This window comes from Bradyrhizobium sp. UBA2491 (assembly GCF_002341725.1).
In the GTDB taxonomy this organism is placed as follows: Bacteria; Pseudomonadota; Alphaproteobacteria; order Rhizobiales; family Xanthobacteraceae; genus Bradyrhizobium.
Window position 1 is genome coordinate 24,962 of sequence record NZ_DDOP01000039.1, and the last position, 19,752, is coordinate 44,713.

The following is a 19,752-nucleotide window of genomic DNA, read 5'->3' on the forward strand; positions in this document are numbered from 1 at the left end:
TATCAGGGAATTAGAGTAAGGCATAATCGAGACGGAGCGGGCAACGACAGGATTTTTAAACGCTTTTCGGATGGAAACTGCCGGGAATCAGCCCCGGGCGGGCTGAAATGCCCGAAAAAGTCCCAATTCGGGACAATCCTGGGCGACTCAGGCGATCTTTTCTTCCCAGAGGGTCAGCACCGGAACCGGCTTCCCGATCGCATAACCCTGGGCGTAGTCGACACCGATCTGGCGCAGTTCGTCCAGGATGGCGGCGCTCTCGACGAATTCGGCGACCACCTGCTTCTGCATGATCTTCGCGGTCTTGGTGATCATCTCGACCATCGCGCGATCGACCTTGCTGTTCAGGATCTCCTTCACGAACGAGCCGTCGATCTTGATGATATCGACCGGCAGATGCTTCAGATAGGCGATCGAGGACATGCCGGTGCCGAAATCGTCGAGCGAGAAGCTGCAACCGATCTCGCGCAGCCTTGCGATGAATTTCTGCGCCTCGTCCAGGTTCGAGATGGCGCTGGTCTCGGTAATCTCGAAGCACACCGATGCCGGCGAAACGTCGTGCAGCGCGAACAACTCGGCGACGAAGTCGACGAAGTCGCTGTCGCCGATGGTGGCGCCGGAAAGATTGATGGCATAGCTCGCCACCTTGCGCGGCGAGCGCTTGCGCTCGGCGATGACCTCGAAGGCGCGGCGAACCACCCAGCGGTCGATCAGCGGCATCAATCCGTAGCGTTCGGCGGCGGGCAGGAAGCTGCCGGGCGGCACCACGGCGCCGCTCTCGTCGCGCAGCCGCAGCAGCAGTTCGCGCCGCTCATTGCCTTTCAGCACGCCGCTCACGGGACGGATTTCCTGCTCGTAGAGGCAGAACCGCTCCTCGTCCAATCCCTTGCGAATCCGATTGACCCAGCTCATCTCGGCGACGCGCACCGCCATGCCGGTGTCGGACGGGCGATGCTCCTGAACCCGGTTGCGTCCCTTGTCCTTGGCGAGGAAGCAGGCAACGTCGGCAAGCCGCAATGCGTCCTGCACGCCGGCACTATCGGCCAGCCTGACCAGCCCGATGCTCGCGCTGATCCGGAAACTCGAGGCGTCATGGACGAAGTTCGACTGCTCGACCACCGCCCTGATCCGCTCCGCGACGTCGGCGGCGACATCGTGGGCAGCAGAGCCGTCATCGCGCAGCAGGATCCCGAACTCGTCGCCGCCGAGACGCGCGACCAGCCCGCTGCCGCCGACTTCGCCTTCCAGCAGCCTGGCCACCTGCTTCAGCAGCCGGTCACCCGCCATGTGGCCACAGGTGTCGTTGACGATCTTGAACTGGTCGAGGTCGATCAGCATCAGGTCCGCCCCCGTTGCCGGCGAGACCGACATCGCCCGGTGCAATTCGAACTCGAACTGCCGCCGGTTCGCGAGCCCGGTGAGCGCATCATGGGAAGCGGCCCAAGCCAGTTCCTCGACCAGCCGCCGCTCCGCGGTCATGTCGTGAATGACCATGACGCGGCCGGCGGGTTCGCCGGCATGCACGATCGGGGTCTCGACCACCGAGACCGGCACGCTGGAACGATCCGACCGCACCAGGAGCCGCTGCTGCGAATGGCCGTCATCGTCGGCATTGGCCGCCTGGAACGGTCCTCCTACGGGCTGTTCCGCGATGCTGAACAATGATGCAAGCGGCCAGCCGGTCACATCGTGTCCCGACGCGATCAGCCGTTGCGCCGCAGCGTTCATGTAGCCGACGCGATCGTCCTCGGTCGTCACGATCACCGCATCGCCGATCGACGCCAGGGTGAGTTGGGCACGCTCCTTCTCGACTGCGAGCGCGGTCTCGGCAAGCCAGCGCCGCCACAGCATCCGTCGTGTATGAAACAGGACGATGCCGGCGAGACAGACCGCGATCACGACATTGACCAGCAGCAGCAGCGCGGAGACTTGACGCGATGCCTTGCCCAGATGGTCGGAGAAGTCGACCGCGAGCGTACTCAGGGCGGCATCGACCGCGCCGATCCGCTCGGCCCAGTGCCTGATCGTCGCGGCCGACGGATCATGCAGCGCGCTGTCGTTCGCGGCTTCGTTCCGGATCTCGATCAGCTGATCGAGCAGCGCATCCGAGTTGCGCCATGCCGTCACCGCGCCGGCGACGTGGTGCAACTTGCGGAAGTATTTGAACAGCCAGATCAGGCCGCTGATATCGTCATCATGATTGCCGGCCTTGGCGAAGCCGTCCCTCGCCACGGCGTCATTGTTGCCCGGCGCTTCCAACGCGCGCCGCGCCGTGCGATCGGCCAGCGGCACCGCGATCGCGGCATCGAATTTCGTCAGATAGAGCGGCGCGCCGGTGCTGACATAGATCTGAAGGTCATAGATGGCGTCCTTCTGGCCCTTGGAAAAAAGGCTCTCGCCGGCCACATAGGCCCGTACCGCCGACATCACTTGCAGGCTTCCCGCCGACAGGCCGGCAAGCAGCAACACGATCGCGAGCAGCGGCCCTACCACCCGCCACAGTGACCAGCTTCGAAACGAAAAGAACATGTCCAATGCGCTCCGACGGAATAGACGTCGGGTAAGCCTAGGAACCGTGACTTAACCTCACGTTGCAAAACGCAATGAGTTTGAAACGACTTGGCCGGAATAGAATTGCGTCAAACTTTACGCATCCCGGCGGCAGGCCAACGACGCTCATGGGCGCAATGTCGGCGACGTGTTCGGCGCCAGAGCCAGCTCCATTTCGGCCTCTTCAGGCAGCTTGTCGGCATGGACGGCAAGCGGTGTGCCGATCCACAGCGGATCGTCACGGTGATCGCGGCGCGGGTTCGTCGTGTTGGGATGGACCAGGATGCTCAGCCGGCCATGGTTCAGCATCAGCCACGGCACCAGGGTCGGAAACAGCTCGGCGGCAAACGCCACCTGATACATCGCCTGGTCGTGCGGACCGACCTTGACGTCATGCCAGCGTCCGAGCGTGACCAGGAAGCGCTCGCCGATCCAGGTGCGGAGCTGCTCGGCCTCGCCCCGGCTGGACGTTGGATCGTAGTAGACATGGGCGTGATAGCTCGCGATCTCGCCGATCGTCCTTGGCGCATCCGTCATCTCGCTTCTCCTGGTTCAGGCCGGCTCGCATATCGCTCGTCCCATGCAGCTTCGCAACCGATCATTTCCGTCGCAGAACGCTGAACTGAAACGACTGTGCTGCGCCCCACGGCGTCGCGTGCCGATGCGGCTCCGCGGCGATCAGTTCGAATTCCGGACCGATGGTCCGACTGAGCGATGCCGGATCATAGCGGCGCACCGGAAGTCCGCTGCACTGCTCCGGACCGTCCAGCGCGAAGGTGCCGATCACGGCGTGGCCGCCTGCCCGGACACCGCGATGCAACCTGTCGAGATAGGCTGCGCGATCGTCTTCCTCGACGAGGAAATGAAACGCCGCGCGGTCGTGCCAGACGTCGAAGGCCTGTCGCGGCTGCCAGACCGTTACATCGCCTGCGATCCAACGCACCGCATCGCCTGCCGCGCCGATCCGCTGCCGTGCGTTCGCCAGCGCGGCGTCGGACAGATCGAGCACGGCAACATCGTGAAAGCCGTTCGCCAGCAGCGCGTCGACCAGGCGTGACGCCCCGCCGCCGACATCGACGATCGCCGCGTCGTGGCCAGCCGCGACGGATTCGATCAGGCGCAGCGATGGCTGCGGATCGGCCTGCGACCAGCTCACCTGCTGCTCGCCCTTGGTCAGGTAAACGGTCTGCCAATGCGATTGGCGTTCAGAAGCAGTCATGGCGATCGAACCCGAAAGATTAACCATGAGCTAGGCGCGACGGTTTCCCGCGTCAACCGGCACCGGGCGCGCAACCGCAAATGCCGCATTTGCATCGCGGTATTTTCCATCTAACCTGACGCAGAGGTTGAGATCGGGGCGCCCGGGATGGCCAATTTCGGCTGGACACGCGTCAACAGGCCTGCACAAGCGGACGACGCCGCCAGCGATTTGCGCGGCCTGACCGATCCATTGGCGTTTCTCGCAGCGCTCGACAAGGTGGTGCCGCGTTATCTCGATCTGGCCGACAATGGCGTGCTGGTCTATCCGGCCTGCAAACGCAAGCCCGGCGACCTGCTCGGCGATACCAGGGCGATCTGGGAGCACACGCGGCTCGAAGCGATGCGCTATGTCCCGATGGTGCCGCGGAAGGACGCCGCGCTGCTCGCCGATCCATCCCGCCAGGCCGAGATGATCGACGCTTTCCTGCGCCAGCGCGCGCACGACAAGACCATCGTCGATTTCACCGGCACCGCGATCGAGGATTACGGGATTGCGATCTACGCCGCGCTGAACTGGCTCAACCATTGCGGCTCCATCGTCAACGCCGATCCGCAAAAGTTCTCCGGCACGCTGCGAAGCTTCCGCAAGGTGATGGTCGTCGCCCGGCAGTGGTGGGCACTCGACGGCGCCACGGACCGCTGCCGGCAGATGCTGGAGGCGCGCGAGCGGCCGCCGCTGGTGTTCTTCCTGCTGTGGGCCGAATGCACCAACCTGGCGCGGGAGATCGCGATCGCGGCGGCCGGCGCGACGGCGACCGAAGACAGCCTCGCACGCCTGCGCGCGGCCGAAGATCCGGAGGCGCTGACGCAGGACAACTGACGTCAGGCGAAAGGCCTGGCGCCCGCAATACCTACAATCGTACCATCGAAAGCCGAACAAGGCCAAGCCGGGATGAAGCACGGGCAGCGTTGCCGTACGCCGACGCAACAGCGCCGTGCCCAAAGCCGCCTGCCGCGGCTTTGGGCCGGATGCTAGGTTCGGTCGAATTCACACCGAACCCGCATAGGCCAGACATGTCAGATAAATCGCTCGCCGACGGCAAGATCCTGCAAAGCGTGGTCGATGGCGTCGGCGTCATCACCTTCAACAATCCCGACAAGCGCAATGCGATGTCGCTGGAGATGTGGGAGGGACTCGGCGAGGCGCTGGTCGCCTTGCGCGATGATCCGGCCGTCCGGGTCGTGATCCTGGTCGGCACCGGCGACAAGGCCTTCGTGTCGGGCGCCGACATCAGCCAGTTCGAGAAGACCCGCCATAACGCGGCAGCCTCCGAGGAATATTCACGGCGCAGCGCCGCCCAGCGCGCCCTGCTCGCCGACTATCCGAAACCGACCATCGCCTGCATCCGCGGCTTCTGTCTCGGCGGCGGCATGCAGGTCGCGATGCTGACCGACATCCGTATCTCCGGCGCCAGCGGCCAGTTCGGCATTCCCGCCGCCAAGCTCGGCATCGCCTACGGCTATGACGGGCTGCGCCATCTGGTGTCGCTGGTCGGGCCATCCTGGGCGCGGCTGATCATGTACACCGGCATGCGGATCGACTCCGCCGAAGCACTCAGGATCGGCCTGGTCGATCGGGTGCTGCCGGATGCCGAACTGTGGGACGCGACCATGGAAATCGCCCGCACCATTTCCGGCAACGCGCCGCTGGCGATCAAGGCGGCCAAGATCACCATCGCGCAGGTGCAGAAGGACCCCGCCGAGCGCGACATGGCCGCAATCAAGCAGATCGGCATCGACTGCATGGACAGCGCCGATTTCCGCGAAGGCCGCAACGCCTTCATGGAAAAGCGCAAGCCGCAGTTCAAGGGCCGCTAGCGCGACCCTTGCCGACTACTTCTTCTCGTTGACCGGCACCGTGTAGTTGAGGATCAACCGTCCGCCGTCGGGATAGATGGTCTGGCCGGTGACATAGGACGCGTCGTCGCTGGCGAGGAACGCCACGACGGAGGCGACCTCGCTCGGCTCGCCGCAGCGGCCGGCCGGGGTGCGCGACAGCACGCTGCGCCGGGCCTCGTCGGACGAGAAGATCGCCGTCGCCACCATCTCGGTCAGGATCGTGCCCGGCCCGACCGCCACGACGCGAATGCCGTGCGGCGCGAGCGCAACCGCTGCCACCGAGGTGAGCTGCTTCATCGCGCCCTTCGACATCGCGTAGGTCGCAAGCGAGGGGATCGCGAGCAGCGCGTTGACCGAAGACATGTTGACGACGACGCCGCCACCGCCCTGCGCGATCATCTGGCGGGCCGCGGCCTGGACGCCGAAGAACGCGCCCTTGAGGTTGATCCCCATCACGTCGTCGAACTCGGCCTCGCTGATCTCGAGGAAGTCGCGGTTGCGCGCGACGCCGGCATTGTTGACCATGACGTCGAGCCGGCCGAACTCCTTCACTGTGTGCGCGACGATCCGATCGACGTCGGCGCGCTTGCTGACATCGGCTTCGACGGTGCGCAACCGATCGGCATGCCCGAGCTCGCGGGCCGTTTCGGCGAGCGCCGCACCGTCGACATCAGAGATCACGACGCTGGCGCCGTCGGACAGGAAGCGTACGGCGCAGGCCTTGCCGATGCCGCGCGCCGCGCCGGTGATGGCGACGACCTTGCCGGAATTCTTCATGGGAGTGTCTCCAGACCAAACCGTTCACGGAGCAATAGCGCATTGCGCGGCGGCAGGGAACGCGGCGGATTCTCCGCAGGCGGCGTCAGGATTTGATGCGCGCGAGAATCCGGTCGGCCTCGGTGCGCCAATCGGCACTGCGGGCAAATTCCGCCGTTCCCTTGCTGCCGAACACGCCCTCGTCGGCAAGATCGGCGACCCAGCCCTGCCGCTCGGCGGTCCCCGACGCGGACCATGGCGTCAGCCCGGCCTCGCGCACGGTCTCCGCCACCTCGCGCACCTCCTCGGCGCGCCGGCGGCCGTGCTCGATCACGCGCTGGAAGAAATAGGCGCCCTGCTTCTCCCAATCGATGCCCGGAAACGTCTCCTTGAGCGAGGCGAGCACCGCGTCCTCGACGCCGTAAGCACGCGCGGTGGTGAAACTCTCGATCACCATCGCCTCCAGGCCCTTGATCATGATGCTGCGGCACATCTTGACCGCCGAGGACACGCCGAGCTCGTCGCTCGCGACCTTCGCCGCGAAGCCGAGCGCAACCAGAAGCGGCGCCAGCTCCCGCGCGTCCTGGCCGCCGAGCAGCAACGGCACCTTGATTCGGTAGGGCGGCAGCGACGTCATCACCGCGCCCTCGACATAGCGGCCGCCCGCGCCATCGATATGGGCCGCCGCGCGCTGCTTGGCGCCGGGCGACGCTGAATTGAAATCGAGAAACCAGGCCCCTTTCGCGATCGCAGGCGCCGAAGCCTCGGCAACGGCAACCGCCTGGCTCGCAGTCACCGCCGAGATGATGAGATCGGCCCGCGCCGCGAGATCGGCATGGGATCGGGCGAGCTCGACGCCGATCTCGGCCGCGTGCGCCCGGAGCGGCGCACCTTGCTCGCGGTCGAGCTTGATGTCGTAGGCGGACACGTTTAGGCCCTGCTTGCGCAGATCTTCGGCCAGGATGCGGCCGACCTCGCCATAGCCGAGCATGCCGATCTGCCATTGTCTGGGATCGCCGGAGATTGTCATCAGTTGAAGTCCCGTGTTGTGGCGTCGAACAGCTCGTCGACCGCGACGTGCCGGGGGATCAGCGCCTGTTGCGCGCAATAGTCGATCATCATTTCGAGCGGTCTGCGGTTTGCCGCGACGCCGAACGGCAGCATATCCGGCGCACCCGTCGGACCAGCCTCCGTTTTGGCGCGCTTGAGGAGATCGTAGAGGCCGCGCACCACATCCGGCCGCGCTGTCGCGAGTTGCTTCGTCACCACCACCAGATGATTGACCGGCACGACGCCGTGCCGCGCGTACCACCGCGCCGCCTCCGCGGCCGGATCGGCGAACAATGGCTTGAGCGCCGGATCGTTCGAGGTCTCGCCCAGCACGGCGTCGAGCTCGCCGTCCTTCAGCATTTGGATGATGGTGCTGCCCTTCGGCGCACGTTCGGTGTGGTCGACATATTCGGCGACATGCGGATCCTCGAAGGTGACCCAATCGATGCTGTCGAGGTTGACGCCATGGTCATTGGCGAGGATGCCGCGCATCCAGGCCCCGGTCGTGGTCGTGAACGAACGGATGCCGACCCGCTTGCCTTCGAGATCGGCCGGCGTGATCGCACCACGATCGGCGCGGCAAAGCGCATGGCCGTGCTGGAAGCGGCCGACCATCGCCGCCGGCAACAGCACCAGCGGCTTGCCGTGCGCCCTTGCCATCAGATAGGTCACGATCGCCATCTCGCAGACGTCGAAGGCCTGCTCGCGCACCATCGGCTTGAACGCGGCGTTGGTGGGCGTGAACTCGACGAAGTCGAGATCGAACAGGTCGGAGCGCAGCTCACCCCGTTTCACCGCCTCGATGTGCGGGTGATTGCCAAGCACCGTGCGCAGCCGAAGTTTTTCCATGGCGACGAACTCCGCGGGGTCAGGTCAGCGCTCGTCCCGGCGTTGCGCCCGGCACCTTGCGCGGCGGCGCCGGATCGAGCGGCGCGGCCTGGAACGCGGCGACGGTCGCGCGCACCAGTTCCTCGATGGCGTGGCCGGCATCGGTGCCGTCGGCGCGGCCGCGTGATAGGCGCGAGACGCGCTCCGGCGTCACCAGCGTGTAGTACAGCGCGCCGAGCAGGAAGTGGCCGCGCCAGACCAGGTCGGTGCGCGGAATATGCGGCAGGCTGTCGTGGATCGCGTCGATGAAGGCGTGGCTGGTGTCGTCGAAGGTCTGCGCGATGATCTTGCGCACCACCTCGTTGCCCTCGGCCGACATGATCGCGCGCAACCGCGTGAACCGCGTCCCGCCGCCGGCAAGGTCGCTGCCCGAGGTGAAGGCCGGCAACACATAGGCGCGTACGATCGCTTCCAGCCGGTCCTGCAAGTCGCGCACCCGCCGTGCCGCCGCCAGCAGTTCGGAGCGGCGCCGGTTCATCGGTCCGCAATGCCGCCGGTAGATCTCCAGCAGCAGGCCGTCCTTGGTCTTGAAATGATAGGTCACGCTGCCGGGATTGGCGCCGGCGGCCTGCGCGATGTCGCGCACCGAGACGGCGTTGAAGCCATAGGTCGAGAACAACTCTTCCGCCGCGGCGAGGATCGCCTCGCGCATGTTCGGCTTGCGGGTGCTGGCGGCCTTCAGGTCGGACTTGATGTTGGATTTGGCGGGCTTGCGGACCATATTTGCACTATCGTCCAAATAATCAGGTCACGTCAACAAGGCGAGCCTGCGGTCAGGAAAGCCTGACATCGGGCTCCGCGCGGCCGCGCGCAGCGGCATCGAGCAGGAAAGTCTTGCCATGCCCGGGATCGGCGGCGCGCTGCGCTTCGTCCATGTCCTGCCAGGCCGAGGTGACCAGCACGCGCGAGAAATCGCGGCCGACAAAGGCCGGGCAGCTCGACTGGCTCGCCGGCACGCGTAGCGAGCGCAGATGCTTGCCTGAAGGATCGTAGACATCGATGCAGCCGCCGCCCCAGCGCGCGTTCCAGATCAGCCCATCGGCATCGACGACCGCGCCGTCGATCCCGCCAGCGCCGCGATGCCGGATCAGGACGGCGGGTTCGCCGACCGGCAGTCCGGTCGCGGCGTCGAGCGGCACCCGATACAGCACATTGGTCGCGGTGTCGGCGAAGTAGCCGACGTCGCCGCCCGGCGAAAAGCAGATCGCGTTCGGGATCGTGATGTCGGGATAAAGCCTGGTGATGCGGCCGCGATGCAAGGCATAGATCGCGCCCGCTCCCTGCTCGGCCTGGCGGCCCATGGTGCCGATCCAGAATGTACCCGACGGATGCACGCGCGAATCGTTGGAACGCGTCGCCGGGTTGTCGGCTTCCAGCGCGGCGAACAATTCCAGGCGGCCATCGGCGACCCGTCGCACATAGAGCCCGGCATCGGTGACGATCAGTTGCCGGTCATCGTCGATCCGCGCCAACGCGCTCGCCATGTTCGGCAGGGCGTGGATTTCAGTGCGTCCGTCGGCGAAGCGATGCTCGAACAGCCGTCGCTCGCGGATGTCGAACCACCAGGCGGTGTCGGTCGCAGCATCATAGGTCGGCCCCTCGCCGAGATGGCAGCGCTCGGCCGACAACACCGAGGTCGGCACCTCATCCATCAGCACAGCAGCGGCGTGATCGGTCATGGCGGTGCTCCAATCGTCGAGAAACGATAGACGATGCTGCGCCGGTAGGTCTGCCCGGGATCGAGCCGAGCGGACGGAAAATCAGCCCGGTTCGGCGTGTCGGGCCAGGCCTGCGGCTCGAGGCAGAGCGCATCGGATTGCCGGTACAGCCGCTCGCCCTTGCCGGCGGTCGAGCCATCGAGGAAATTGCCGGAATAGAACTGCAATCCCGGCTGATCGGTGAGCAGCTCCATCACGCGGCCGCTACGTGGCGCCTCGAGGCGCGCGGCGAAGCGCAGGCTCATCCCCGAGGCGAGACAGAAATTGTGGTCATAGCCGCGCCCGAGCCGGAGCTGCTCGTCATCGGCTCTGATCCGTGCGCCGATGGCGGTGGGCTCGCGGAAGTCGAACGGCGTGCCGTCGACCGGCCGCGGCGGCCCGGTGAGCGGGATCGCCGTGGCGTCAACAGCGAGGAAATGATCCGAGGCGATGGTCAGCCGGTGATCGAGGATCTGCCGTTCGGCGCGCGCGCCGTCGAGATTGAAGAAGCTGTGATTGGTGAGGTTGAGGCAGGTCGGCCGATCGGTCGTTGCCTCATACGTGATCGAAAGCTCCATCGGGTTGCGCACGCGATAGGTCACGCGGGCCGCGAGATTGCCGGGATAGCCCTCCTCGCCATGCGGGCTTTCGCGCTCCAGCACCAGCGCGGGCCCCGGATCATCCGATAGTTCGACGATCCGCCACAGCTTGCGGTCAAAACCCTGTAGCCCGCCATGCAGCGCGTTCGGACCGTTATTGGCGTCGAGCCTCACCGTCTCGCCATCGAGCACGAAGCGCGCGCCGGCGATCCGGTTGGCATAGCGTCCGATGGTCGCGCCAAAGAACTTGCGCTGCGCGAGATAGCCATCGAGATCGTCGTGGCCAAGCACGATGTCGTCGCAATGCCCGTCGCGATCGGGCGTCACCAGCGCTTGCAGCGCCGCACCGAAGGGGATGATGGTGGCTTCGAAGCCATGCGCGCCGCGCAGCGTCACGCGCTCGACCACGGTGCCGTCGGACAATCTGCCGAAGGACCCGCGCTCAATTCCACCTGATGTCATGCTCAGTCCTCGAACGCCTCGACGAGGCGTCGCCGCCCCAGCATGAAGCTATCGGCAACGAGCTGCAAGGGCGTGAGGTCGACATCGGATTTGCCTTCCGCCGTCAGCGTGACAAAGCGGCGGTAGAGCGCGGGATACTCCTCGTCGGTGGCGTCGACGACCGGCGTGTTGCCATCGCGCAGTTGCCTGCCACCCTTCGACAGTTTGACGGGCCCGGCCTCGGTCTCGCACAGGATGTCCCAGCTCGGCGAGCCGGTCTGGCGGAAGTCGAATTCCGCATGAATCGCCAGGCCGCTCGCATCGGCAAGTTCGATCTCGGCTGCAATCGGCGCGGCCCGATTGGAAGGGAAGTCCAGCACCGCGCTCCTGACGAAGAGCGGTCGCGGCAGGATCTCGGTGAGGATCGACAGCGCGTTGATGCCGGGATCGAACACGCCGAAGCCACCCGCCTCGAAGATCCAGGCCTGGCCCGGATGCCAGACCCGGACGTCTTCTTTCCAGATGATGGAGACCTTGCTGATGGTGCGGCCTGCGAGCAGTTGTCGCGCCGCCCCGATCGCGGGCGCAAAGCGCGAATGCCAGCTCGCAAACAAGGTCCGGCCTGCCTGACGCGCCGCTGCGATCAGTGGCGTGAGTTCGGCAACGGTGGCGCCCGGCGGCTTCTCCAGCAGCACATGCTTGCCGGCGGCGAGTGCGGCAGCCGCCTGCGCATGACGCACCTGCGGCGGCGTACATAGCGCGACGGCATCGACGTCAGGGCCGTCGCGCAGCAGCTCCTGCAAATCACGGAAATGCGGCAGGCCGGGCGGCATCTTTTCGGGATCCACCACCGCGACCAATGCCGCGCCGGAGGTCTTGGCAATCGCGGGCACATGCTGCCTGTGAGCGATCTCGCCGAAACCGACGATGGCAATGCGAAGCAGGTCGCTCATGGCCGTCCTCGCATTGTCGACCGCCTCGACCGGCTGACGCCGTCAAGGCGAGACCATCGGTCAGCGCCGGACACCAACCGCACGGCTCTAGTCTGGTTGCAGTCTGGCAATCTCGTCGCACCCCGTTTGCAAGATTGCGGTTAACGGGCGGCTTCGAAGCCGCCCAACACCGCGGTCAGATTGGCGCCAAGGATATCGGAGAGATAGCCGCCCTCCTGCACCAGCACCGTCGGCAGGCCGAACCGGGCCAGCGCCTCGCCGATCCGGCGAAAACCGTCGGTGGTGACGGCGAGGCCCGCGAGCGGGTCCTTCTCGGAGGCATCGAGGCCGAGCGCAACCACCAGCGCAGTCGGCGCGAACGACCGGATCGCCTTCTCGGCCGCCGCGAGCGCCTTCATGTAGTCGTCGTCGCCGGTGCCCTTGGCCAGGGGAATGTTGAGATTGGTGCCAAGGCCAGGCCCAGCGCCGCGCTCATGTGCATAGCCCCAGACGAAGGGATAGAAGAACGACGGATCGGCGTGGATCGAGACGGTGAAGACGTCGCCCCGCTCGTAGAAGATGCCCTGCGTGCCGTTGCCGTGATGCACATCGACGTCGAGGATCGCGACGCGCTCATGCTTCTGGCGCAGATGCTCGGCCGCGATCGCGCTGTTGTTGAGGAAACAGAAGCCGCCGGCGAGGTCGCGATAGGCATGGTGGCCGGGCGGACGGCACAGCGCGTAGACGGCGTCCTCGCCGTCGAGCACCATCTGCGCGGCGGTGACCGCGACGTCGCTCGAGGCGCAGGCGCCGGCCCAGGTGCCGGGACCGATCGGGGCCGCGGTGTCGACGGTGTGCCAGCCGAGCTTGCCGACGATATGGGCCGGATAGGTGCCGGCATTACGCACCGGGTGGATGTTCGCGATCATCTCGGGTCCGGCATTGCCGAGCGCCAACCATTCGTCCCAGGCGCCCTCGAGGAAGCCAAGATATTCCGGACTGTGCACGCGCGCCCGCGGCCCCTGCCCGAACTTGGTCGGCTCGATCAGCCTGTGGCTGCCGGCCTTCAGGCCCGCCAGCAGGCGATCGGCGCGCTCGGGCTGCTCGGTGGTGCGCTGGACCACGCCGCGGACCAGGAAGAATTGCGGATCATGGCTGCGGTGCAGATCGCTATAGACGGCCTTCACGGGACACTCCTGTTCGATGCGGTTCCCAGCATAATCGATCCAAAATCGGTATCAATCGATACCCGTTTCGGCTTGGACCCATTGTCGTCATCTCTCTAGGACAGACCCCGAGGAAATTTCCAAGGAGGCGCGAATGAGCGCAATTGTGTCCGCCGCCGACGCGCGGCGATCCCGCGTCCGGCTGCTGATCGTGACGATGCTGTTTCTCGTCACCACCGTGAACTACGCCGATCGCGCCACGCTCTCGATCGCCGGCCCCGCCCTCTCCAAGGAACTGCATCTCGACCCCGTCGCGATGGGCTACGTGTTCTCGGCCTTCGGCTGGTCCTACGTGATCGCGCAGGTGCCGTGTGGCTGGCTGCTCGACCGCTTCGGTTCCAAATGGGTCTACGCGATCAGCATCATCGTCTGGTCGATCTTCACCGCGATGCAGGGCCTGGTCGGGTTCCTCTCCGCGGGTGCGGCCGTGGTGCTGCTGTTCGTGCTGCGCTTCCTGGTGGGTATCGCCGAAGCGCCGTCGTTCCCGGCCAATGCCCGGATCGTCGCCTCCTGGTTCCCGAGCAATGAGCGCGGCACCGCGTCGGCCTTTTTCAATTCGGGGCAGTATTTCGCGACCGTGATCTTCGCGCCGCTGATGGGCTGGATCGCGCATGAGCATGGCTGGAGCCATGTGTTCTACGTGATGGGCGGGCTCGGTATCATCATGGGGATCGTCTGGATCAAGACGATCTACGAGCCGAAGGACCATCCTTCGATCAACGAGGCCGAGTTCGACTACATCAAGCAGGGCGGTGCCCTGGTCGACATGGACGCGGCCAAGGACGGCAAAGCGCAGGACAGCGGCCCGCGCTGGGACCACATCCGCCAGTTGCTCGCCAACCGCATGATGCTCGGCGTCTATATCGGCCAGTACTGCATCAACACCCTGACCTACTTTTTCCTGACCTGGTTCCCGGTCTACCTGGTGAAGGAGCGCGGGCTCTCGATCCTGCAGGCCGGCTTCGTCGCGACATTGCCGGCGCTGTGCGGCTTCATCGGCGGCGTGCTCGGCGGCGTGATCTCGGACTACCTGCTGCGCCGCACCGGCTCGCTGACCATGGCGCGCAAGATCCCGATCGTCGGCGGCATGCTGCTGTCGATGGTGATCATCGGCTGCAACTATGTCGACAGCCAGGCGCTGGTGATCGGCTTCATGGCGCTCGCCTTCTTCGGCAAGGGCATCGGCGCGCTCGGCTGGGCCGTGGTCTCCGACACCTCGCCGAAGGAAGCCGGGGGCGTTTCCGGCGGGTTGTTCAATACTTTCGGCAATCTGTCCTCGATCACCACGCCGATCATCATCGGCTACATCCTCGCTGCCACCGGTTCGTTCAACGGCGCGCTGGTGTTCGTCGGCGCCAACGCGCTGGTCGCCGCAATCGCCTATCTCTTCATCGTCGGCGAGATCAAGCGGGTGCAACTGAAGGCGGCCTGAGCGAGGCCGCCACCGCCGCAACAACATATCAACGGCGGCTCCGGCCGCCGCCTTTGTCTGCCTTTTGTCTTCTTGGCCAGTGGGAGGCATCGATGCTAGAACGTACAAATCCCCGCGCGATCCATTCCGGGCTTGCATCGATGTTCGACCTGAGCCAGCTCCGCTGTTTCGTCACGGTGGCCGAGGAATTGCACTTCGGCCGCGCCGCGGCGCGGCTCAACATGACGCAGCCACCGCTGAGCCGGCAGATCCAGGTGCTCGAGCACATCATCGACGCACCGCTCTTGGAACGCACCAGCCGTTCGGTGCGGCTGACGCCTGCGGGACGCAGCTTCCTGCCCGAGGCGCGGCGCATCCTCAAACTCGCGGAATCCGCCTCGCAGGTCGCGCGCCGCATCGCGCTCGGCAAGACCGGCTCGCTCAAGATCGGCTTCACCGCGGCAGCCGCCTACGGCTTCCTGCCCGACCTGATTGCGGCAGCACGGTCGCGCCTGCCCGAGGTCGATTTTTCCCTGAAGGAGATGGTCTCCGGCGATCAGTTCGAGGCACTCACGACAGGCCAGATCGATGCCGGCCTGCTGCGGCCGCCGATCGCGCGGCCGGAATTCGCCAGCCGGCGCGTCGTAGCCGAGCCGCTGCTCGCCGCGATCCCGAAGAAGCATCCGCTCGCCGCCGCGGAGACCGTCAGCATCAAGGATTTCGACGACCAGCCCTTCGTGATGTATTCGCCCTACGAGGCGCGCTATTTCCACGATCTGCTGGTGTCGATGTTCACCCGCGCCGACGTGCTGCCGCGCTATGTGCAGCATCTCAGCCAGATCCATTCGATCCTCGCGATGGTGCGCGCCGGGCTCGGCGTCGCGATCGTGCCGGAGGCCGCCGCCAGCCTGAAGATCGCGGATGTCCGGCTGAAGCCGCTGAAGCTGCGCACGCCGGTGCCGGTCGAGCTGTTCATGGTGTGGCGGCGCGATCACGAGAACCAGTTGCTGCCGTCATTGATCGAGATCGCGACCGAAATCGCAGCGCCGCAGTCGCACGGCGATTGATGCAGAGTTGGCATCGCTCGATACCGCGTTTGGCTTGGACGCGCATCGACGCATTTCCTAGAAACAACGCCATGGACGCGCGCTGCTCGCGCATCCTTCCCAACATCATTCAAGGAGTGGCGCCATGAGCAAGATGACCCCTCGGGAGATGGCCGCGAAGATCGGTGGCGGCCTCCTGTCTTTTCCCGTGACCCCGTTCAAGCCGGACTATTCGTTCGACGAGGCGACCTATCGCGCCAACATGGACTGGCTGTGCGGCTATGACGTCGCCGGCCTGTTCGCCGCCGGCGGCACCGGCGAGTTCTTCTCGCTGACTCCCGCTGAAGTTCCGCACGTCGTGAAAATCGCGGTCGAGGAGACCAAGGGCCGCGTTCCGGTGCTCGCGGGCACCGGCTACGGCACCGCGATCGCGCGCGAGATTGCCGTTGGTGCAGAGAAAGCCGGCGCCGACGGCCTGCTGCTGCTGCCGCCCTATCTCACCCATGCCGAACAGGATGGCCTCGCCGCGCACGTCGAGGCGGTGTGTTCGTCGGTCAAGATCGGCGTCATCGTCTACAACCGCGACAATGCGATCTTGCAGCCCGACACGCTGGCGCGTCTCTGCGAGCGCTGCCCGAACCTGGTCGGCTACAAGGACGGCATCGGCGACATCGAGCTGATGACCCGCGTTCACACCAAGCTCGGTGATCGCTTGACCTATATCGGCGGCCTGCCGACCGCGGAAACCTTCGCGCTGCCCTATCTCGACATGGGCGTGACGACGTATTCGTCGGCGGTGTTCAACTTCGTGCCGGAATTCGCTACCCAGTTCTACGCCGCGGTGCGCCGGCGCGATCATCAGACCATCCATGCAGGGCTGAAGGATTTCATCCTGCCGCTGATCGCGATACGCAACCGCAAGAAGGGCTACGCGGTGTCGATCATCAAGGCCGGCATGAAGGTGATCGGCCGCGATTCCGGCCCGGTGCGGCCGCCGCTCACCGATCTCACCGAGCAGGAGATCGCCGAGCTCGCGGCACTGGTGGCAAAGCTGCCGCAAGCCGCGACCCAGCAGGCAGCGGAATAAGCCGAACGGCGAACAACGAAGGGAGGAGCAGATGATTCAAGACACGATCCGCAGCGGTTTTGCCGGCGCCCCCGTCGTCACGGCGATGGAGGTGATCCCGGTCGCCGGCCGCGACGGCATGCTCCTCAATTTGAGCGGCGCGCATGCGCCATTCTTCACCCGCAACCTCGTCATCCTCACCGACAACTCCGGCCACACCGGCGTCGGCGAGGTGCCGGGCGGCGAGAAGATCAGGAAGACGCTGGAGGATGCCCGCGACCTCGTCGTCGGCCAGACCATCGGCGCCTGCAATAACATCCTGGCCTCGATGCGCCAGACCTTCGCCGACCGCGACGCCGGCGGCCGCGGCAAGCAGACCTTCGACCTGCGCGTCACCATCCACGCGGTCACCGCGGTGGAGTCGGCGTTGCTCGATCTGCTCGGCCAGCATCTCAATCTGCCGGTCGCGGCGCTGCTCGGCGAAGGCCAGCAGCGCGCCGATGTCGAGACGCTCGGCTATCTCTTCTTCGTCGGCGATCGCAGCAAGACCAGCCTGCCTTACGTCGAGGGCGAGACCGGCAAACCCGACTGGTTCAACCTGCGCCATCAGGTTGCGATGACGCCGGAGGCGATCGTGCGGCTCGCCGAGGCGACGCAGGCGCATTACGGCTTCGCCGATTTCAGGCTCAAGGGCGGCGTGCTCAAGGGCGAGGACGAGATCGAGGCCGTCACCGCGATTGCAAAACGTTTCCCCAAGGCGCGCGTCACGCTCGACCCGAACGGCGCCTGGTCGCTTGATGAAGCGATCCGGCTTTGCAGCAACATGCATGGCGTGCTGGCTTACGCCGAGGATCCCTGTGGCGCCGAGGCCGGCTTCTCCGGCCGCGAGATCATGGCCGAATTCCGCCGCGCCACCGGGCTGCCGACCGCGACCAACATGATCGCGACTGACTGGCGCCAGCTCTCACACGCGCTGCGGCTCGGCGCCGTCGACATTCCACTCGCCGATCCGCATTTCTGGACCATGCAGGGTTCGGTGCGGGTGGCGCAGACCTGCCGCGACAACGGCCTGACCTGGGGCTCGCACTCCAACAACCATTTCGACATTTCGCTGGCGATGTTCACCCATGTCGGCGCCGCAGCGCCCGGCAAGGTCACCGCGATCGATACCCACTGGATCTGGCAGGACGGCCAGGCGTTGACCAGGGAGCCATTGCAGATCAAGGGCGGCAGGATCGCGATCCCGGATCGGCCGGGCCTCGGCATCGAGATCGATCGCGGTGCCATCGAGGCTGCGAACGCGCTATACAAGCAGCATGGGCTCGGCGCCCGCGACGACGCGCTGGCCATGCAGTTCCTGATCCCCGGCTGGACTTTCGACGACAAGCGTCCCTGCCTCGTGCGCTAACAAGAAAGTTGGAGAGACACATGACCGCTCACCAGAAGAACTTCATCGCCGGCGAATGGGTCGACGGAACCAGCATCACGCGCGACATCAACCCCTCCAACACCAAGGACGTGGTCGGCGAATACGCCAAGGCCGACAAGGCGCAGACCGAACGGGCGATCGCCGCCGCGAAGGCCGCGTTCCCGGCGTGGTCGCGATCGACACCGCAGGAGCGCGTTGACGCGCTGACCAGGATCTCGGTCGAGATCCTCGCCCGCAAGGAAGAGCTCGGCCGCCTGCTTGCGCGCGAGGAAGGCAAGACGCTCCCCGAGGGCATCGGCGAGGTGGCGCGCGCCGGGCAGATCTTCGCGTTCTTCGCCGGCGAAGCGCTGCGGCTGATGGGCGAGAAAGGCGCATCGGTGCGTCCAGGTCTCGATGTCGAGATCACCCGCGAGCCGGTCGGCGTCGTCGGCATGATCACGCCGTGGAATTTCCCGATCGCGATCCCGGCGTGGAAGATCGCCCCCGCGCTCTGCTACGGCAACACGGTCGTGTTCAAGCCGGCCGAGCTGGTGCCGGGCTCGGCCCACGCATTGTCCGAGATCATTGCGCGCTCCGGCATTCCGGCTGGGGTCTTCAACCTCGTGGTCGGTTCGGGCTCGGTGGTCGGCCAGACGCTGCTGGATCATCCCGACGTCGCCGCGATCTCCTTCACGGGATCGGTGCAGACCGGCCGCAAGATCGCGCAGGCTTGCGTGCTCTCCAATCCGATGAAGAAGTTCCAGCTCGAGATGGGCGGCAAGAACCCGCTGGTGGTGCTCGACGACGCCGACGTCAAGGTCGCGGTCGAGGTCGCCGTCAACGGCGCTTATTTCTCGACCGGCCAGCGCTGCACGGCGTCCTCGCGCCTGATCGTCACCGCGGGTATTCATGACCGCTTCGTCGATGCGATGACCGAGCGCATGAAGGGACTTTCCGTTGATGACGCGTTGAAGAGCGGCGTGCATGTCGGCCCGGTCGTCGACCAGAGCCAGCTCGACCAGGACCTCCGCTACATCAAGATCGGTCAGGACGAAGGCGCCCGGCTGCATTGGGGCGGCGAGCTGTTGAACCGCGAGACGCCAGGCTTCTATCTGCAACCGGCGCTGTTCACCGGCGCAACCAACCAGATGCGCATCGCCCGCGAGGAGATCTTCGGTCCGGTCGCCTGCGTGATCCGTGCCAAGGATTATGAGGAAGCGCTGGCGATCTCCAACGACACCGAGTTCGGCCTCGCGTCGGGCATCTGCACCACGAGCCTGAAATACGCCTCGCACTACAAGCGCAACAGCGAGGCCGGCATGGTGATGGTCAATCTGCCGACCGCCGGCGTCGACTATCACGTGCCGTTCGGCGGCCGCAAAGGCTCGAGCTACGGCGCGCGCGAACAGGGCGCCTATGCCCGCGAGTTCTACACCACGGTGAAGACGGCTTACACGTTCCCGGGTTGAGAAGCGTAGATGCGTAGGGTGGGTTAGCCGAAGGCGTAACCCACCATTACGACCACCGAACAGGCATGGTGGGTTACGCCTTCGGCTAACCCACCCTACAATTCGAGGAAGCTT

18 protein-coding genes are annotated in these 19,752 nt (G+C 65.7%); 7 read left to right on the top strand and 11 right to left on the bottom strand.

Annotated elements, in window-relative coordinates:
- Window positions 1–147 precede the first annotated feature (147 nt).
- The 3 genes from B2W55_RS11430 to B2W55_RS11440 form a co-directional block, all read right to left on the bottom strand.
- A complete protein-coding gene (locus B2W55_RS11430) occupies window positions 148–2,529 on the bottom strand; it encodes a putative bifunctional diguanylate cyclase/phosphodiesterase (protein ID WP_024580325.1) in 2,382 nt (793 codons plus the stop codon).
- A gap of 147 nt (window positions 2,530–2,676) precedes the next feature.
- A complete protein-coding gene (locus B2W55_RS11435; protein WP_024580324.1) occupies window positions 2,677–3,087 on the bottom strand; it encodes a DOPA 4,5-dioxygenase family protein in 411 nt (136 codons plus the stop codon).
- 61 nt (window positions 3,088–3,148) lie between these two features.
- Window positions 3,149–3,769: a class I SAM-dependent methyltransferase gene (locus tag B2W55_RS11440; protein ID WP_024580323.1), complete on the bottom strand. Its 621-nt coding sequence runs from the start codon at window positions 3,767–3,769 to the stop codon at window positions 3,149–3,151.
- Between the two features lie 147 nt (window positions 3,770–3,916).
- On the opposite strand from B2W55_RS11440, the gene B2W55_RS11445 reads away from it, so the two are divergent.
- Window positions 3,917–4,630: a hypothetical protein gene (locus tag B2W55_RS11445; RefSeq protein ID WP_024580322.1), complete on the top strand. Its 714-nt coding sequence runs from the start codon at window positions 3,917–3,919 to the stop codon at window positions 4,628–4,630.
- 194 nt (window positions 4,631–4,824) lie between these two features.
- Window positions 4,825–5,628 (top strand): enoyl-CoA hydratase, encoded by an 804-nt coding sequence (locus B2W55_RS11450; RefSeq protein WP_024580321.1) that lies wholly within the window; start codon window positions 4,825–4,827, stop codon window positions 5,626–5,628.
- A 15-nt stretch (window positions 5,629–5,643) separates the two neighbouring features.
- Here B2W55_RS11450 and B2W55_RS11455 read toward each other — a convergent pair whose 3' ends face one another.
- From B2W55_RS11455 to B2W55_RS11490, 8 genes are all read right to left on the bottom strand, one after another.
- Complete coding sequence (locus tag B2W55_RS11455; protein ID WP_024580320.1) at window positions 5,644–6,426, bottom strand: SDR family NAD(P)-dependent oxidoreductase; 783 nt, start codon at window positions 6,424–6,426, stop codon at window positions 5,644–5,646.
- Between the two features lie 85 nt (window positions 6,427–6,511).
- On the bottom strand, window positions 6,512–7,435 hold the full coding sequence (locus tag B2W55_RS11460; protein WP_029878958.1) for a DUF1932 domain-containing protein: 924 nt from the start codon (window positions 7,433–7,435) through the stop codon (window positions 6,512–6,514).
- A complete protein-coding gene (locus B2W55_RS11465) occupies window positions 7,435–8,304 on the bottom strand; it encodes an ABC transporter substrate-binding protein (RefSeq protein WP_024580318.1) in 870 nt (289 codons plus the stop codon). Before B2W55_RS11465 ends, B2W55_RS11460 begins: the two co-directional genes overlap by 1 nt.
- A 19-nt stretch (window positions 8,305–8,323) precedes the next feature.
- Window positions 8,324–9,064 (bottom strand): TetR/AcrR family transcriptional regulator, encoded by a 741-nt coding sequence (locus B2W55_RS11470; RefSeq protein WP_024580317.1) that lies wholly within the window; start codon window positions 9,062–9,064, stop codon window positions 8,324–8,326.
- Window positions 9,065–9,116: 52 nt separating this feature from the next.
- Window positions 9,117–9,995 (bottom strand): SMP-30/gluconolactonase/LRE family protein, encoded by an 879-nt coding sequence (locus tag B2W55_RS11475; protein ID WP_024580316.1) that lies wholly within the window; start codon window positions 9,993–9,995, stop codon window positions 9,117–9,119.
- A 23-nt stretch (window positions 9,996–10,018) separates the two neighbouring features.
- A complete protein-coding gene (locus tag B2W55_RS11480) occupies window positions 10,019–11,101 on the bottom strand; it encodes an aldose epimerase family protein (protein ID WP_024580315.1) in 1,083 nt (360 codons plus the stop codon).
- Between the two features lie 2 nt (window positions 11,102–11,103).
- Window positions 11,104–12,033 carry a Gfo/Idh/MocA family protein gene (locus tag B2W55_RS11485; protein ID WP_024580314.1) on the bottom strand — a complete coding sequence of 310 codons (930 nt, stop codon included), beginning with the start codon at window positions 12,031–12,033 and terminating at the stop codon, window positions 11,104–11,106.
- Between the two features lie 140 nt (window positions 12,034–12,173).
- Window positions 12,174–13,199, bottom strand: coding sequence for a histone deacetylase family protein (locus tag B2W55_RS11490; RefSeq protein WP_024580313.1), 1,026 nt, complete (start codon window positions 13,197–13,199; stop codon window positions 12,174–12,176).
- A 133-nt stretch (window positions 13,200–13,332) separates the two neighbouring features.
- On the opposite strand from B2W55_RS11490, the gene B2W55_RS11495 reads away from it, so the two are divergent.
- The 5 genes from B2W55_RS11495 to B2W55_RS11515 all read left to right on the top strand — a co-directional run bounded on the left by B2W55_RS11495 (window position 13,333) and on the right by B2W55_RS11515 (window position 19,638).
- Complete coding sequence (locus tag B2W55_RS11495) at window positions 13,333–14,670, top strand: MFS transporter (RefSeq protein WP_024580312.1); 1,338 nt, start codon at window positions 13,333–13,335, stop codon at window positions 14,668–14,670.
- 140 nt (window positions 14,671–14,810) lie between these two features.
- Window positions 14,811–15,716, top strand: a complete 906-nt coding sequence (locus B2W55_RS11500; RefSeq protein WP_024580311.1) for a LysR substrate-binding domain-containing protein — start codon at window positions 14,811–14,813, stop codon at window positions 15,714–15,716.
- A gap of 124 nt (window positions 15,717–15,840) precedes the next feature.
- Window positions 15,841–16,782, top strand: a complete 942-nt coding sequence (kdgD, locus tag B2W55_RS11505; RefSeq protein WP_024580310.1) for a 5-dehydro-4-deoxyglucarate dehydratase — start codon at window positions 15,841–15,843, stop codon at window positions 16,780–16,782.
- Between the two features lie 31 nt (window positions 16,783–16,813).
- On the top strand, window positions 16,814–18,169 hold the full coding sequence (gene gudD / locus B2W55_RS11510) for a glucarate dehydratase (RefSeq protein ID WP_024580309.1): 1,356 nt from the start codon (window positions 16,814–16,816) through the stop codon (window positions 18,167–18,169).
- A gap of 20 nt (window positions 18,170–18,189) precedes the next feature.
- Window positions 18,190–19,638: an aldehyde dehydrogenase family protein gene (locus B2W55_RS11515; RefSeq protein ID WP_024580308.1), complete on the top strand. Its 1,449-nt coding sequence runs from the start codon at window positions 18,190–18,192 to the stop codon at window positions 19,636–19,638.
- Window positions 19,639–19,752: the final 114 nt, after the last annotated feature.

Excerpts from the sequence above, each read along its gene's own strand:
- B2W55_RS11430 (WP_024580325.1), bottom strand. The coding sequence starts at position 2,529 with ATGTTCTTTTCGTTTCGAAGCTGGTCACTGTGGCGGGTGGTAGGGCCG.
- B2W55_RS11485 (WP_024580314.1), bottom strand. The coding sequence starts at position 12,033 with ATGAGCGACCTGCTTCGCATTGCCATCGTCGGTTTCGGCGAGATCGCT.
- B2W55_RS11475 (WP_024580316.1), bottom strand. The coding sequence starts at position 9,995 with ATGGATGAGGTGCCGACCTCGGTGTTGTCGGCCGAGCGCTGCCATCTC.
- B2W55_RS11450 (WP_024580321.1), top strand. The coding sequence starts at position 4,825 with ATGTCAGATAAATCGCTCGCCGACGGCAAGATCCTGCAAAGCGTGGTC.
- kdgD (WP_024580310.1), top strand. The coding sequence starts at position 15,841 with ATGAGCAAGATGACCCCTCGGGAGATGGCCGCGAAGATCGGTGGCGGC.
- B2W55_RS11515 (WP_024580308.1), top strand. The coding sequence starts at position 18,190 with ATGACCGCTCACCAGAAGAACTTCATCGCCGGCGAATGGGTCGACGGA.
- B2W55_RS11460 (WP_029878958.1), bottom strand. The coding sequence starts at position 7,435 with ATGACAATCTCCGGCGATCCCAGACAATGGCAGATCGGCATGCTCGGC.
- B2W55_RS11445 (WP_024580322.1), top strand. The coding sequence starts at position 3,917 with ATGGCCAATTTCGGCTGGACACGCGTCAACAGGCCTGCACAAGCGGAC.
- B2W55_RS11465 (WP_024580318.1), bottom strand. The coding sequence starts at position 8,304 with ATGGAAAAACTTCGGCTGCGCACGGTGCTTGGCAATCACCCGCACATC.
- B2W55_RS11470 (WP_024580317.1), bottom strand. The coding sequence starts at position 9,064 with ATGGTCCGCAAGCCCGCCAAATCCAACATCAAGTCCGACCTGAAGGCC.
- B2W55_RS11455 (WP_024580320.1), bottom strand. The coding sequence starts at position 6,426 with ATGAAGAATTCCGGCAAGGTCGTCGCCATCACCGGCGCGGCGCGCGGC.
- B2W55_RS11500 (WP_024580311.1), top strand. The coding sequence starts at position 14,811 with ATGTTCGACCTGAGCCAGCTCCGCTGTTTCGTCACGGTGGCCGAGGAA.
- B2W55_RS11480 (WP_024580315.1), bottom strand. The coding sequence starts at position 11,101 with ATGACATCAGGTGGAATTGAGCGCGGGTCCTTCGGCAGATTGTCCGAC.
- B2W55_RS11440 (WP_024580323.1), bottom strand. The coding sequence starts at position 3,769 with ATGACTGCTTCTGAACGCCAATCGCATTGGCAGACCGTTTACCTGACC.
- gudD (WP_024580309.1), top strand. The coding sequence starts at position 16,814 with ATGATTCAAGACACGATCCGCAGCGGTTTTGCCGGCGCCCCCGTCGTC.
- B2W55_RS11435 (WP_024580324.1), bottom strand. The coding sequence starts at position 3,087 with ATGACGGATGCGCCAAGGACGATCGGCGAGATCGCGAGCTATCACGCC.
- B2W55_RS11495 (WP_024580312.1), top strand. The coding sequence starts at position 13,333 with ATGAGCGCAATTGTGTCCGCCGCCGACGCGCGGCGATCCCGCGTCCGG.